The organism is Veillonella sp. T11011-6, assembly GCF_002959755.1.
GTDB lineage: Bacteria > Bacillota > Negativicutes > Veillonellales > Veillonellaceae > Veillonella.
Map to the genome: position 1 here is coordinate 94,497 of NZ_PPCW01000001.1, position 14,848 is coordinate 109,344.

Genomic DNA, 14,848 nt, shown 5'->3' on the forward strand with positions numbered 1-14,848 from the left:
TGACAGAACTATGAAAGGAGTACATATGCTTTCAAAAAATGTAGACTTAAACAATACGGTGATCCTTGTAACGGGAGCCGCTGGATTTGTAGGGGCTAATCTCGTTATGTCCCTGTTATCTGAAGCAGAAGGAACTCAAATTATCGGCATAGATTCTGTTAATGATTACTATGACGTGGCTTTAAAGGATTATCGTTTGCAACAAATTGACGAGATGAGCAAAGATAATAAAAATACGTGGATCTTTAAAAAAGGTAATATTGCAGATAAGGCCTTTGTTGAAGAAATCTTCTCTACCTATAAACCACGTGTTGTTGTTAACTTAGCAGCACAGGCGGGTGTACGTTATTCTATTACAAATCCCGATGCGTATATCGAGTCTAATATTATTGGTTTCTACAATATATTAGAGGCTTGTCGTCATTCTTATGATAATGGTGAAAGCGGAGTAGAGCATTTAGTTTACGCATCATCTTCTTCTGTATATGGTGCGAATAAACAAATTCCATACTCTACAGAGCATAAAGTAGATAACCCTGTTTCTCTGTATGCAGCTACTAAAAAATCGAATGAATTATTGGCTTATTCGTATGCCAAGTTATATAACATCCCTAGTACGGGGCTTCGTTTTTTCACTGTGTACGGTCCTGCAGGTCGTCCAGATATGGCATACTTTGGCTTTACTAATACGTTGCGGAGCGGTGGTACTATAAAAATCTTTAACTATGGTAACTGTAAACGTGACTTTACCTATATCGATGATATAGTAGAGGGCGTATCTAAGGTTATGTGTGCGGCTCCAGAACGTCGCAACGGTGCCGATGGTTTACCAGTTCCTCCGTATGCTATTTATAATATTGGCAATAGTCATCCTGAAAATCTTCTAGATTTTGTGCGTATTCTTTCAGAGGAATTAGTTGCTGCTGGCGTATTACCAGAGGATTATAATTTTGAAGACCATAAAGAATTAGTGGCGATGCAACCAGGCGATGTACCTGTTACCTATGCAGATACAAGTGCTCTAGAAGAAGATTTTGGATTCAAGCCAAATACATCTTTACGGGAAGGGTTACGGAAATTTGCTATATGGTATAAAGAGTTTTACATGACGGAGGGCAAATAAATGAAGATTGCAATTGCTGGTACAGGCTATGTAGGCCTTTCAAACGGTGTTTTATTAGCACAACATAATGAAGTGGTGGCCCTCGATATTATCCCTGAAAAGGTTGAAATGCTAAATCGCAAAGAGTCGCCTATTGTAGATGCGGAATTGCAGGAGTATTTAGCTACTAAGAAGTTAAACTTTAAAGCTACATTAGATCCTGTAGAAGCTTTTAAAGGTGCTGAGTATGTTATTATTTCAACGCCTACTAATTACGATCCTCAAAAGAACTTCTTTGATACCTCTTCTGTAGAACAAGTTATTAAAACCGTATTAGATATTAATCCAGATGCTATTATGATTATTAAGTCAACTGTGCCCGTTGGGTATACAGTTCAAATGCGTAAGGAATTTAACACAGAGAATTTGATTTTCTCTCCAGAGTTCTTACGTGAAGGTAAAGCTTTATATGATAATTTACATCCTTCCCGTATTGTGGTAGGGGAAGATTCTGAACGGGCCCGTTGTTTTGGTCAACTCTTAGCTGATGGTGCCATTAAAGAAAATGTGCCTCAATTGTATACAGATTCTACAGAAGCAGAAGCTATTAAATTGTTTGCCAATACCTATTTAGCATTACGTGTGGCCTACTTTAATGAGTTAGATTCTTATGCTGAGGTTCGTGGCCTTAATACAAGCCAAATTATTAATGGCGTTTGTTTAGATCCTCGCATTGGAGACTTCTATAATAATCCATCCTTTGGTTATGGTGGGTATTGCTTACCAAAAGATACTAAGCAGTTATTAGCTAACTATAATGATGTTCCACAAAATTTAATCTCTGCTATTGTAGATGCTAATAGAACTCGTAAAGACCATGTTGCAGATGTTATTATAGGGAAAAATCCAAAAATTGTTGGCATTTATCGCTTGACGATGAAAATGAATTCTGATAATTTTAGAGCATCTGCAATTCAAGGTGTAATGAAGCGTATCAAGGCAAAAGGGATTGCCGTCGTTGTTTATGAACCGACTCTTGATGCAGAAGATTTCTTTAATTCACCTGTTATCCGTAACTTTGAAGACTTTAAACGTGTTAGTGACGTTATAGTGGCTAATCGTTGGGATAAGAGTTTAGAAGATGTGAAGGATAAAGTTTATACAAGAGATATTTTTGACCGCGATTAAGATAGATATGTATTATGGCGTTTAGGAGTGTAATATGAAACGTTGGATACTATATATTCTATTAGGTCTAATTGTATTTTTTATATGGGATAATTCGATGCAAAATGGCGGATCTTCAGATGGATTTAGCTTGCTCTTTGCAGAGACCTTTGCTCCTATAGTAAATAAGTTAGGCTTTCATGGAAATATATGGACCTTGAATAGGATTGTTCGAAAGTTAGCCCATCTCACAGAGTTTACAATCCTTGGTGGTGTTTTATATACGATTCTACGTCGATATATTACATACGGTACCGTAATAAAGACCATAGGTTTAGGCATGTTGATAGCTGGTCTTGATGAATTTATACAATTGTTCTCACCAGGGCGTAGCTCTCAGATTTCTGATATTTTGATTGATACTGTTGGTGTTGTTATTGGTATTCTAGTAGTGAAGCTAGTCCATTACATCAGGTATAAACGAAGTACATTTAAAAATTAATTTGTTAATAATATACAAATATGTAAAAATACCTCATAATCTTAGCGATTATGAGGTATTTTTAATGAAGATAGCATGAAAATATAAAAAATATATTAAATGAACATATTATAATTTATCTATTTTTATATAAAAACCACTGTACAAGCCACTTTTCCCTTGATATAATCATGAATAGAAAATGAAAAATAAATGAGATAAACATGAACTTTATAAAGAGAACGATTTCTGTAAGGGATTATCGTAAGTAGAAGGGAAAGAATATGAATCGCGTGGTTGACTTACATGGTTGCATTTTGCCAGCTGTGTTAGGGCCTCAAGGGCCACAAACAATGGCAGAATCAGTAAAAATGATAAAATCCTTGGCTGAACAAGGTATTACAGATATTTTTAGTACACCTGATGTAACCGTATCTATAGATATGAATACATGGGATGAGATGGAAACAACATTGAATGATGTGAAGCTTGCTGTAGGGGAACAACAAGTGGATGTAACTATTCATGGTGGTGCTCGCGTTTTGCTTTGTGATGAAATGATTGAATATATTGCATCTCATCGCAATCAATATCTATTGGGGAATAGCCATTTTATGTTAGTGTCCATTCCTGAGAATAGCAAAGTTCATCACATTAATGCATGGTTGCTAGCTTTGCTTAATATGGGGATTATTCCTATCATTAGTGAAGTAGAGACACATCGTCAATTGTTTACGAAACCAGAGCAATTGTTGGAATGGGTAGATAAAGGGATACTAATTCAATGTAATATGGCTTCCTTTAATCATAGCAATGCTAATTATCATAGAGCTATTGAATTATATCGCAATGGTCTAATTCACTTCTTTGGTACTGGTTACTGTAATCAAAGTGATGTGCAAGCACATCAAGGATACGTAGAAGCTATTTCTCAATTAGATAGTACGTACAAAAAAGATTTGTTGCCGAATATTCATCTCAATGAGCGCGATCTTTTAGCTGATCGCACATTCTATCCATCAGTGCCTTCTAGTTGGGTAGGTCAAAAGTCCAATTTCTTGACACGTCTATTTGGTTTTACATTATAATTTATATAGGTTCTTTTATTCATGCTGTATTGGCATGGCTAAAAGAGCCTATTTTTACTTTATATTGTATTTGTTCTTGAAAACAACCACCATATATAGTATACTGAGTTAGCGGTAAAAAATAGAGAGTTTAGTCATAATTCTTTACATTTTTACATATAAATTTATAAAAAGTATGGTTTTCCATACTTTTTTCTATGTCTTAACATATATTTCAGCGGTAACAAAATGGGGAGGTTGCCAATATGTTGCAGGTCATTAAACGGGATGGTACAAAGGTACCATTTGATAAGAATAAGATTGCTTTGGCTATAGAAAAAGCTGAGCATAGTAGTACAGGGTTGTACGAAGAGGGGTTGGCACAGCGTATTGCTGATGAAATTGAAGAATATGCTACAAAGCTCCAAAAAGACATGACAATTTATGCTATTGAAGATCAAGTGTATTATAAGTTGATTGAGTATCATAATCCTGCAACGGCACGTGCCTATGAAGGTTACAAAGCTGTTCAAGCTTTTAAACGTCGTCAAAATACCACTGATGATGATGTAATCGGTTTATTAGATCGCAGTAATGTCAGCGTTCTCGATGAAAACTCTAATAAGGATGCTGCTATTGTATCTACACAACGTGATTTAATTGCTGGTGAAGTATCTAAGGATATCGCTCGCCGTAAATTAATTCCTACAGATATTTTAGAAGCCCATGATAGTGGTGCTATTCACTTCCATGATATGGATTACATTATCCAGCCTATGTTTAACTGTTGCTTGATCAATTTGGAAGATATGCTAACAAATGGTACGGTTATCAATGGTAAGAAAATTGATACACCTAAATCCTTCCAAGTTGCATGTACAGTAACAACGCAAATTATTGCCCAAGTTGCATCTGGTCAATACGGCGGTCAAAGTATCAATGGTATCGATCGCATTTTGGCGCCATTCGTACGTAAATCTTACGAAAAAATCCTCAACAATGTTATTGAAGAACAAGTTGAGATTTACGGGATGGAACCAAATATGGAAAAAGCCCGTGAAATTGCGTGGAAACGTACGCGTAAAGAGGTTAAGGATGGTATCCAAACTATCCAATATCAAATCAATACATTGATGACTACAAATGGTCAATCTCCATTTGTTACATTGTTCATGTATTTTAAACCTGATTATGAATACGCTAAAGAGGCTGCTCTTATTACAGAAGAGATTTTGCGCCAACGTATTAAGGGTGTAAAAAATGAAGCTGATGTATATATTACGCCAGCATTCCCTAAATTGATTTATGTTCTTGATGAACATAATGTAACGCCTGATAGTCCATATTACTATTTAACTGAACTTGCTGCACAATGTACTGCTAAACGCATGTATCCAGATTATATTTCCGCTAAGAAGATGAAGGAAAACTATGAGGGTAATGTATTTAGCCCAATGGGATGTCGTTCTTTCTTATCTCCTTGGAAGGATGAAAAGGGGAACTATAAGTTTGATGGGCGCTTTAATATGGGCGTTGTAAGTTTGAACTTACCTCAAATTGGTATCTTAGCTCGCGGTAGTGAAGAAAGATTCTTTGAAATTTTAGATAAACGTCTTGAATTAGCGGAAAAAGCATTACTGTTACGTTACAACTTATTAAAGGATGTAGTGAGTGATGTATCGCCAATTCATTGGCAACACGGTGCTATTGCGCGCCTAAAAAAAGGAGAGAAAATCGCTCGTTTCCTTACTGGTGGTTATGCAACAATTTCTCTTGGCTACATCGGTATTTATGAAGCAACTCGATTGATTACCGGTGAGTCTAATACAGGTGAAAAAGGTCGTGTATTCGCCATGAAAATTATGGATCGTTTAAATGATGCCATCAATCTATGGCATGATAAACATAATCTTGGCTTTGGTTTATATGGTACACCTGCTGAAAGCTTAACAAATCGATTCTCTTCTCTAGATCGTGCTCGCTTTGGTGTAATTGAAGATATTACTGATAAAGGATATTACACTAATAGTTATCACGTAAATGTTCGTGAAGAAATCAATGTATTTGATAAGTTTAATTTTGAATCTGAATTCCAAAAGAAATCGACCGGCGGTTGTATTTCCTATGCGGAAATTCCGAATATGACTAACAATATCCCAGCTGTTTTGACTATGATTCAATATATTTATGATCATATTTCTTATGCTGAGTTTAATACCAAGTCCGACTACTGTCACGAATGTGGTTTTGATGGTGAAATTAAGGTCAATGAACATAATGAATGGGAATGTCCTCGTTGCCACAACACAAACCGAGATAAATTAACTGTAATTCGTCGTACTTGTGGTTATTTAGGTGAAAACTTCTGGAATGAAGGTCGTACGAAAGAAATCAAAGATCGTGTAATGCACATTTAAAATTATTAGAATTATAGTTGCTATAAATACATGGTAAAAGCTGTGCTTAAGGCACAGCTTTTACTGCGTTTGTAAGAAATAGAAATATATCTATATAGTGTTAGTCAAAGTTGATTACCACTACTATGGAGGTAATTATGAGATATGGGCAAATAAGACAATATGATATTGCCAATGGGGAAGGTATTCGTACATCTATATTCGTAACCGGTTGTACACATTGTTGTTATAACTGTTTTAATGAAGAATACCAGGATTTTAATGCCGGTAAGGAGTGGACTCAATCTGAAACTGATTTAGTTGTATCCTATGTGAAAACTCCAACATGCTCAGGTTTAACCTTGTTAGGTGGGGAACCGTTCCAAAATGTACAAGGTTTATTGCCGGTGGTGCGGGCAGTCCGTGCGGCGGCGCCAGACAAGAAAATTTGGGCCTATTCAGGTTATACTATAGATGATATCTTAGAAGATAAGTTGAGAAGCGCTTTATTACATGAAATTGATATTCTCGTAGACGGTCGCTTTGTAGATGAACTAAAAGATCCAGCATTGCGATTTAGAGGGTCATCTAATCAACGTATTATAGATGTTAAGAAAACATTAGAAACAGGCGAAGTCGTATTAGCAATGGAGTAAGTATGGCATTTGATAAACGTTTAATAGGCCTCATAATTATCGTTGGATTTATAGCGGGATTAGTAGGGGCTTCTTATACACATTTATTACATGGGATTCAGCACTTTGTATATCATTATTCTTCTGCTGATCATATGAGTTTTGGTACTGCTGTAGCTCGTGTATCTCCCGTAGAGCGATTGATACCACTGATTATTTGCGGTCTTATAGGCGGTGTCGGTTGGGTACTTATTCATCGATATGGTAAAGGTGTTGTAGATATTAAAACGGCTGTATCTGGTAAGATGGATATGAATCCTATTACTACTGTTTTACATGCAACTTTACAAATTATTACCGTAGGTATTGGTTCACCATTAGGACGAGAAGTCGCACCACGTGAAGCCAGTGCAGGGATTACAACTTTTTTAGTTAAACATTTTGATATTAAACAAGAAGATCGCCAACTATTGATTGCTTGTGCAGCAGGTGCTGGCTTGGCAGCGGTTTATAATTCACCGTTATCGGCAGCGATTTTTACGTTGGAAACATTGCTTCTTACATGGAATATACGCGCTATGAGTGCTGCTCTTATATGCTGTGGATTAGCAACCTTTGTAACGAGACAGGCAGGTGTAGGGGATGTTATTCAATATACAATGGCTCAACCTAGCTTGGGTAGTCATTATGTTGAATTCTCCATTGCCTTGGGTGCTATTGTTGCCTTAGGTGTAGTTTTATTTAATATTACACAAAGTAAGTTACCGGCTATTCATCGTAGCAGTCCTGTTATGATTCCCATTTCTATCGTAGCATTTACACTTATCGGTGTATTAGCTATGTATTTCCCTGAAATTCTTGGGAATGGTAAGGCTGGCAATGAATTAACCTTTACCAATGAAATTACATGGACTTATGCATTAGGTTTATTTGGTTCTAAGTGGGTAGCTGTATTACTCGCATTAGCAGCAGGTGCGTATGGTGGCCGTATTACTCCATCTATGATGTTGGGAAGTACGCTAGCTATAGTATTTGGTACCATTTGGTCTATTGCTGTTGCCCCTATATCATTAGGTATGGCAGCATTCATCGGTGCCGTAGCATTCCTTGGCCTTGCTCAAAAGATGCCAATGACATCTTGTGTATTTATGCTTGAGCTTTCAAGATTTTCTGTAGAAATGTTGTTCCCTATAGCGTTAACTATGGGTACAGCGCTTATGGTAGAGCAGATTATTCAGTCAAAACTAAAGAGTGATAAATAGTAATCTAAACACATGGATGCTTCCCTGTATTTTACAGGGGGCATCCATTTTGTTATTGTCTTTAGACTGGTTCGCGACATAGTCGCGAATCATAAAACCACCCGCTATGCGGGTGCGGTAACCTTAAAGTATAAATTTAGAAATAGACACTTTTGGTCCGAGGGATATTATGTTAGTACAGTAGGTCTAAATGAGGCAACAGTAAGAAAATATATACGTGAGCAAGAGTTACATGACCAAATGAAGGATAAGTTAAGTGTAAAAGAGTATGAGGACCCTTTTAAGGGTAGCAAGTAATACATATCCCCTTTGAGGGGAAGGTTACGAGTCAATGGCTATGCGGCTTGAACGTAGTGAAAGCCAGCGCCTTTAGACGCTGGCCTAGTACTACGGGCTTATAGCCCGTGAGCAAACCACCCGTTTTACGGGTGGTTCTGATATATCGAAAAATTGATAATTTTAACGCATAATTATGTGAAAATAAAATGAAAAAAATTTACTTTTACAGTAAAATGTGGTATTTTAGTTATATGATTTTAAGAAAATCGATATAGTCTAAGTGATTATCGATTGGTTACTGTAATTTTTATGTAAGTGGATATAGTTAGTTTGATTTAAAGGGGTAAGATTGATGAATCGAGTGTTTAAAGTAATTTGGAATCGTACAAAGGGGTGTTACGTAGTCGTAGCGGAAACGGCAAAGAACATGACGAAACGGTCTTCTTTGTCGGTTGTATTTTCTAAAATGGTAGGTGCTACTGCGCTTGCCGTTATGTTGACGGGCGTTATGATGCCGACTGATGCTTTGGGGGCACCGATTAAAAATGGTATCGGAGCGCAGGCCTCAAATAATGGTGGTATCGCTATTGGTGATATAGCTAATGCACTTGGTGATTATAGTGTAGCCATCGGTAACGGTGCAAAAGCAGCCGGTGAAAGTACTGTAGGCACGAATATCCCGACAAGTACAGTGGCTATAGGTCAAGGGGCACAAGCTTTGGAAAACGGGGATATCGTTATCGGTCGTTCCGCAAAGAGTATTGTTTCTACGCACCATGGTAATCCTGGATCCGGCGCTGTAGTTATGGGGGCGGATGCTGCTTCCTACGGTGCTCGTGGTGATGTGGCTATCGGTGCATCTGCGGAAACAAATGTAAAAATTAAGAATGATGGCGGTACTGTTAACCCTAAATATGCGCAAGGTGTAGCTATCGGCAGCACTGCAAAAACTTATGGTACACAGTCTCTTGCTCTCGGTGCAGATACAAGAGCTATTGGTAATTCATCTGTTGCCATCGGCGGTGATGATATCGATATGGCTCGTACTGAATTGGAAACAGCTGTGCCTCAATTGGCTGCAGGAAACGGTATTAAAAAGAGCTTTAACAAGGAAATTGAAGATAAATTCGCCGGCACTCTTGGTTCGGCATCTATTAATGTAAAAGGTAAATATGCAAATACGGCGGCTATCGGTGATGCAACTACGGCTATCGGTACATTGAGCGAAGCCTATGGTACAGGCTCTACAGCAATCGGTATCAACTCTTTGACTAAAGGTGTAGCCAGCACCGGTATCGGTATCATGACACGTAGTTGGGGAACAAATTCTCTTGCTCTTGGTACGCAGGTTGGTGCTTACGGTGATCGTTCATCCTCTATCGGTGATACGAACCAGGTCGGTTTAGATATGAAAGACGGTTCTAAATCCGGGAAAGAGTCTGCTGCTGTTGGTTCCAAGAATACGATTTACGGTAATCAGGCGTATGCTATCGGTGCAGGAAATACCATCGGTTCCGCTACTGTTATGACCACGACGGAAGCAAATGGTAGTGGTGCAGGTGCCGATCAGGATACAATTACAACTGTTACAGACGGTACTGTTAAAGGTAATATGTCCGGTGCATTCGGCTATAAGAACAGTATTACGGCCGATAATTCTTATGTAGTGGGCAGTAACTCCAATGTTTCCGCTGATGGGGCTATGGTTCTCGGGAACAATGCTTCCGTGACGGCGAAAAATGCTGTGGCTCTCGGTAATAATACAAAGGTAGATAATGAAAGCGCTGTAGCTCTGGGGACCGGTTCTGAAACGGCAGCAGCTGTAGCGACACCTTCCGCAACCATTAACGGAGCTGTACATAACTTTGCTGGTATTAATCCGTCATCTACCGTAAGTGTTGGCAAGGCAGGCATGGAACGGACAGTTACTAATGTAGCGGCAGGTCGTATTTCCGCTATTTCTACGGATGCTATCAACGGCAGTCAATTGCATGCAGTTACTTCGGAGATGGATAAGGGCGTGGTATATGCCGGTGATGTGAAAGCTGCATCGGCTACAGCTAATCAATTTACTCGTAAATTTGGTGAACAGACAAATGTTGTTGGTGGCGTGACTGATCCGACAAAACTATCCGATAATAATATCGGCGTTGTATCCAACGGAATAGATACATTAAATGTAAAATTGGCGAAAACGTTAACCGGTCTAGAAAGCGTTACTGCCGGCAGTACGACTATCAACAATAACGGCTTGACTGTAGGCGGTAAGACTTATGTAACGCCGAACGGTATTGATGCGAACAATCAGAAGATTACCAACGTGGCGGATGGTAGTAATTCTAATGATGCAGTTAACTATGGTCAGTTACAAAAAGCTATCAACGGTACTGCGAAGGCATCCACTGTGAAAGCAAAGGATGCGAATATAACCGTAACGGAAGGTACGAATGCGAATGGCGGTAAGGAATTTACTGTCGGTTTAGGCAATAAAATCAATGTTGGTACTGCCCACCCTGTAACTGTAGATGGTGATACAGGTCATGTAACAGGTCTCACGAATACGGATTGGAATGTGGATAATCCAGTGGCTGTATCCGGTCGTGGTGCTACGGAAGATCAGTTGAAGAAGGTTAACGACAAAGTTAATACGAATAGATCCGACATCGACAAAAATAAACAGGATATTGCGAGTAACAAACAGAACATCACTAAAAATGCCGGAGATATCGTCAATAATACGCAGAATATCAATAAGAATAAACAGGATATCTCCGATATCAATAAAACTCTTGAAAAAGGCTTGAATTTTGCCGGTGATACCGGTGCCGTAAGCAACAGAAAATTAGGTGATACCGTAACTATCAAAGGCGGTGCTGATGCAGCTAAATTATCCGACAATAATATCGGTGTTGTATCCGACGGTAACGGTACATTAAATGTAAAATTGGCGAAAGAATTACAGGGGTTAACGTCTACAACTTTCACAAACGGTGGTAATAACACTGTTATTAACGGTGACGGTATGACAATCAATCCTGCCGGCGGTAATAAGGTGAGCCTCACAAAGGATGGCCTCGATAACGGAGGTAATAAGATTACGAATGTAGCCGATGGTACGGATCCTAAAGATGCGGTTAATAAATCCCAATTGGATAAGGCGATAACGGCTGCGAGTACAACGGTGACAGCCGGTAAAAATATTATCGTTACACCTAGCACCAATGCGGATGGGTCGAAAAACTATGAAGTGGGCCTTAAGGATCAGGTGACAATGGGCACAGATCTGACAAAACAAGTGGCTATAGACGGCAATGCCGGTACAATCAAAGCCGGCGATAAGGTTGAAATCGATGGTAATAAAGGTACTATTAAAGCGGGCAATGTAACGATTGACGGCGAAAACGGTACCATTAAGGCCGGCGACAAGGTAACGATCGACGGCAAAGACGGCAAGATTGCGGCAGGGAAAGTTGCTGTTGACGGTAAGGACGGCTATGTGACAGGTCTGGAAAACAAAGATTGGGACCCTGATAATATCTCAAGCGGTCGTGCTGCTACAGAAGACCAGTTGCAGAAATCTCACAAGACCTTGGATAATAAAATTACCAACTTGGGCGATGAAATCACGAAGAAAGGTATGGATTTTGCCGGTAATACAGGCGAATTCCATCGTGATTTAGGTCAAAAGGTTACCATTAAAGGTGAAGGTACAGAAAATGATGATAAATATTCCGGTGAGAATATTAAGACCGTAGCTGAAAATGGTAATGTTACGATCAAGATGGCGAAGGATCTAAAGACTGACAGCTTAACTACCGATAAGGTGAAAGTCGGTAAAAACGGCAAAGACGGCGTATCCATTACAGGACCTAACGGTGCTGACGGTACGGACGGCAAGGTAGGCATTGCTGGCAAAGACGGTAAAGATGCTGTATCCATGTCCGGTAAAGACGGTGTCGGTCACATCGGTTTAAGCGGTAAGGACGGCCGCAATGCGGATATTACCGTTGATAAAGGCGATCCTGACCTTAACGGAAACGAAATCACTCGTATTAAATACCGGGATGAAAACGGTAAGACACATCAGGTGGCAACCAAAGATGACGGTATGAAGTACGGTGGTGATACCGGTACGGTTATCAAGAAACAGCTTAACGAACAGGTGAATGTAGTCGGCGGCATTACCGATGCCAATAAGTTGACCTCAGAAGATAATTTGGGTGTCGTATCCGACGGCAACAATAACCTTAAGGTTCGTATGGCGAAGGACTTGAAAGGTCTAGAAACCGTAACGACTAAGGACGCTGACGGTAATACAACCGTTATGAACAGTGGCGGCGTGACAATCACTCCGGCCGGCGGCAATCAGGTGAGCCTCACAAAAGACGGTCTCGATAACGGCGGCAATACGATCAGTAATGTCGGTCCTGGCGTAAACGGTACCGATGCGGTTAATGTAAATCAATTGAAAAATGCTACTGGCGGCTTGTCAAATGCCATTAATGCGGTAGCGGGCGAAACGCAACGTGTGGGCGCTCATGCGGCGGCACTTTCAGCATTGAAACCTATTCAGTATGATCCGTTGGAACCGACTCAGGTGATGGCCGGCATCGGCAACTATCGTGGTGAAACGGCGGCGGCTCTAGGCATTGCACATTACACGGCGGAAGATACCATGTTCCATGTAGGGATGTCCGTAGGTAGCCACCATAACATGGTGAATGCCGGTGTAACTCGTAAATTCGGCACTTCCGATGCGAAGAAAGCTGTTCCTGAACGTTATAAGGGCGGTCCTATCAGCTCTATTTATGTGTTGCAAGATGAAGTAACAGCGTTGAAAGCTGAAAATGCACGCATGCAAGAAAGCCTCCATGAGTTGTCTTCTGTTAAGGATGATAATGCACGTATGCAAAAACGTATTGATGAATTATCCTCTGTGAAGGAAGATAATGAACAAATGAAGGCTCAAATTGCATTGTTGATGCAACAAGCAGGTCTTACAAAATAATCGAATCTGAATATTCGAGTTCTTCATGGCTCATGTAAGGATTGTGAAAGCCGCCCTTCGGAGGGCGGCTCATCATAAGGAGGATGTATGAAATTCAAAAAAATTATGCCTGTATTGGCGCTTGCTTGTGTATGTGCAGTTGGTCAGGCGGATGCGGCTCGGGATACTTTGATGATGCCAGAACAACCAGCTGAACCATTAAACGTGATTGAAGCAGAAGTGGCTATTCCTGTACCTAGCGAAGAAGTTCGTGAAGTAGTGAATGCTTTCACACAATTCCAATTGGATCAAAAAGATAAATATATCATGGACGACTCTCGTATTATGAAGGGCCAAGAACGGTACCGTAATAATGCATTGTATTATATGAACGTTCGTCGTAGCTGGTACATTGTGAGTCATCGTTATAAGAAAGACAGCTATGCACGCATGGCGTTAGATCGTTTGTACAATGATTATAAAGACTTCTTTATGAATCATGTGACTGTGTCTGACGATGAAAAGATGGACTATGCACAACAAATCATAGATATCTTGGAGCGCAATACGGCCAATGTACATGATGATGAATTACGTTTCTACATGAATGAAATGGTTATCTTTAGCTTGAAAGAAGCTATGAAAGACGGCAACAATCGCGTGAAACCAGCCGAATAAGAAGATATTCCTAAGATGATGGAAGAACATCGTAGGGTGGATCTTCGACAAGCGATTTATGCACCAACAATTCAATAAAATTTAGACCACATAAATTATGAAAGCCGAGGCAGTGATTGCCTCGGCTTTTGTTATTGTCTTTAGACTGGTTCGCGACGTAGTCGCGAATCATAAAACCACCCGTTTTACGGGTGGTTCTGATTATTTGTGCAAATTTTATTGTATATGTGATTATACGATTTTGGCGTTTTTATCGTATTCCTCGCCACCTGCATCAGGAAGCATACCGTACTCAATAGTCCACAAGTGTTTATATTTTAAAGCTTGATTGTGAATGCGTTCAATTTGAGTTTCATCTGTGCGAACAACACGAGCTGGAATACCGACCACTAATGAGTTAGGAGGGATTACAGTATTTTCTTTTACTACTGCACCAGCTGCAATAATAGATCCAGATCCGACATGACAACCACTGAGTACAATGGCACCCATGCCAACTAAAACATTATCTTCGATTGTACTGGCATGAACGATTGCACCGTGGCCGATTGTTACATAATCGCCGAGGATGCATGCTTTATCGTCATCTACATGTAACACAGAGTTATCTTGTACATTCGAGTAACGACCTACTACAATCTTGTTTACGTCACCACGAATGGCACAATTTTGCCAAATAGATGCATATTCTTTAAGCTCTACATCACCAGCAAGTTCAGCACCGGGCATGACGCAACTTTTAGGATCTAATTTTGGATATTTTCCATGAAATGGTAACATATGACACTCCTAAT

Annotated in this window: 9 protein-coding genes and 2 pseudogenes; 10 read left to right on the forward strand and 1 reads right to left on the reverse strand. The window is 39.7% G+C overall.

The features are described 5' to 3' along the window. Positions 1-25: 25 nt before the first annotated feature. From VRHSUH10_RS00425 to VRHSUH10_RS00470, 10 genes and pseudogenes are all read left to right on the forward strand, one after another. Positions 26-1,123 carry an NAD-dependent epimerase/dehydratase family protein gene (locus tag VRHSUH10_RS00425; RefSeq protein ID WP_105089019.1) on the forward strand — a complete coding sequence of 366 codons (1,098 nt, stop codon included), beginning with the start codon at positions 26-28 and terminating at the stop codon, positions 1,121-1,123. Then, entirely contained in the window at positions 1,124-2,290 is a 1,167-nt protein-coding gene (locus VRHSUH10_RS00430) for a nucleotide sugar dehydrogenase (RefSeq protein ID WP_105089020.1), read from the forward strand. 34 nt (positions 2,291-2,324) lie between these two features. Continuing rightward, on the forward strand, positions 2,325-2,771 hold the full coding sequence (locus VRHSUH10_RS00435; RefSeq protein ID WP_105089021.1) for a VanZ family protein: 447 nt from the start codon (positions 2,325-2,327) through the stop codon (positions 2,769-2,771). Between the two features lie 263 nt (positions 2,772-3,034). Further along, positions 3,035-3,838, forward strand: a complete 804-nt coding sequence (locus tag VRHSUH10_RS00440) for a CpsB/CapC family capsule biosynthesis tyrosine phosphatase (RefSeq protein ID WP_105089022.1) — start codon at positions 3,035-3,037, stop codon at positions 3,836-3,838. 245 nt (positions 3,839-4,083) lie between these two features. Then, the gene (gene nrdD, locus VRHSUH10_RS00445) at positions 4,084-6,234 is read left to right on the forward strand and encodes an anaerobic ribonucleoside-triphosphate reductase (protein ID WP_060924760.1); all 2,151 of its coding nucleotides are present in this window, start codon (positions 4,084-4,086) and stop codon (positions 6,232-6,234) included. A gap of 137 nt (positions 6,235-6,371) precedes the next feature. Further along, entirely contained in the window at positions 6,372-6,869 is a 498-nt protein-coding gene (gene nrdG / locus VRHSUH10_RS00450) for an anaerobic ribonucleoside-triphosphate reductase activating protein (protein ID WP_105089023.1), read from the forward strand. A 2-nt stretch (positions 6,870-6,871) separates the two neighbouring features. Then, positions 6,872-8,110 carry a chloride channel protein gene (locus tag VRHSUH10_RS00455; RefSeq protein WP_105089024.1) on the forward strand — a complete coding sequence of 413 codons (1,239 nt, stop codon included), beginning with the start codon at positions 6,872-6,874 and terminating at the stop codon, positions 8,108-8,110. A 123-nt stretch (positions 8,111-8,233) separates the two neighbouring features. Further along, a pseudogene (locus VRHSUH10_RS00460) lies at positions 8,234-8,407 on the forward strand (transposase); the annotation flags it as partial. Positions 8,408-8,741: 334 nt separating this feature from the next. Further along, positions 8,742-13,397 carry an ESPR-type extended signal peptide-containing protein gene (locus tag VRHSUH10_RS00465; RefSeq protein WP_105089025.1) on the forward strand — a complete coding sequence of 1,552 codons (4,656 nt, stop codon included), beginning with the start codon at positions 8,742-8,744 and terminating at the stop codon, positions 13,395-13,397. An 87-nt stretch (positions 13,398-13,484) separates the two neighbouring features. Further along, positions 13,485-14,132 (forward strand): annotated as a pseudogene (locus tag VRHSUH10_RS00470) (hypothetical protein). A 153-nt stretch (positions 14,133-14,285) separates the two neighbouring features. Here the strand turns inward: VRHSUH10_RS00470 and VRHSUH10_RS00475 are convergent. Further along, positions 14,286-14,834, reverse strand: a complete 549-nt coding sequence (locus VRHSUH10_RS00475) for a gamma carbonic anhydrase family protein (protein WP_105089026.1) — start codon at positions 14,832-14,834, stop codon at positions 14,286-14,288. Positions 14,835-14,848: the final 14 nt, after the last annotated feature.

Bases quoted from the DNA above. Each gene is read 5' to 3' on its own strand.
- VRHSUH10_RS00425 (WP_105089019.1), top strand. From the start codon at position 26: ATGCTTTCAAAAAATGTAGACTTAAACAATACGGTGATCCTTGTAACG.
- VRHSUH10_RS00430 (WP_105089020.1), top strand. From the start codon at position 1,124: ATGAAGATTGCAATTGCTGGTACAGGCTATGTAGGCCTTTCAAACGGT.
- VRHSUH10_RS00435 (WP_105089021.1), top strand. From the start codon at position 2,325: ATGAAACGTTGGATACTATATATTCTATTAGGTCTAATTGTATTTTTT.
- VRHSUH10_RS00440 (WP_105089022.1), top strand. From the start codon at position 3,035: ATGAATCGCGTGGTTGACTTACATGGTTGCATTTTGCCAGCTGTGTTA.
- nrdD (WP_060924760.1), top strand. From the start codon at position 4,084: ATGTTGCAGGTCATTAAACGGGATGGTACAAAGGTACCATTTGATAAG.
- nrdG (WP_105089023.1), top strand. From the start codon at position 6,372: ATGAGATATGGGCAAATAAGACAATATGATATTGCCAATGGGGAAGGT.
- VRHSUH10_RS00455 (WP_105089024.1), top strand. From the start codon at position 6,872: ATGGCATTTGATAAACGTTTAATAGGCCTCATAATTATCGTTGGATTT.
- VRHSUH10_RS00465 (WP_105089025.1), top strand. From the start codon at position 8,742: ATGAATCGAGTGTTTAAAGTAATTTGGAATCGTACAAAGGGGTGTTAC.
- VRHSUH10_RS00475 (WP_105089026.1), bottom strand. From the start codon at position 14,834: ATGTTACCATTTCATGGAAAATATCCAAAATTAGATCCTAAAAGTTGC.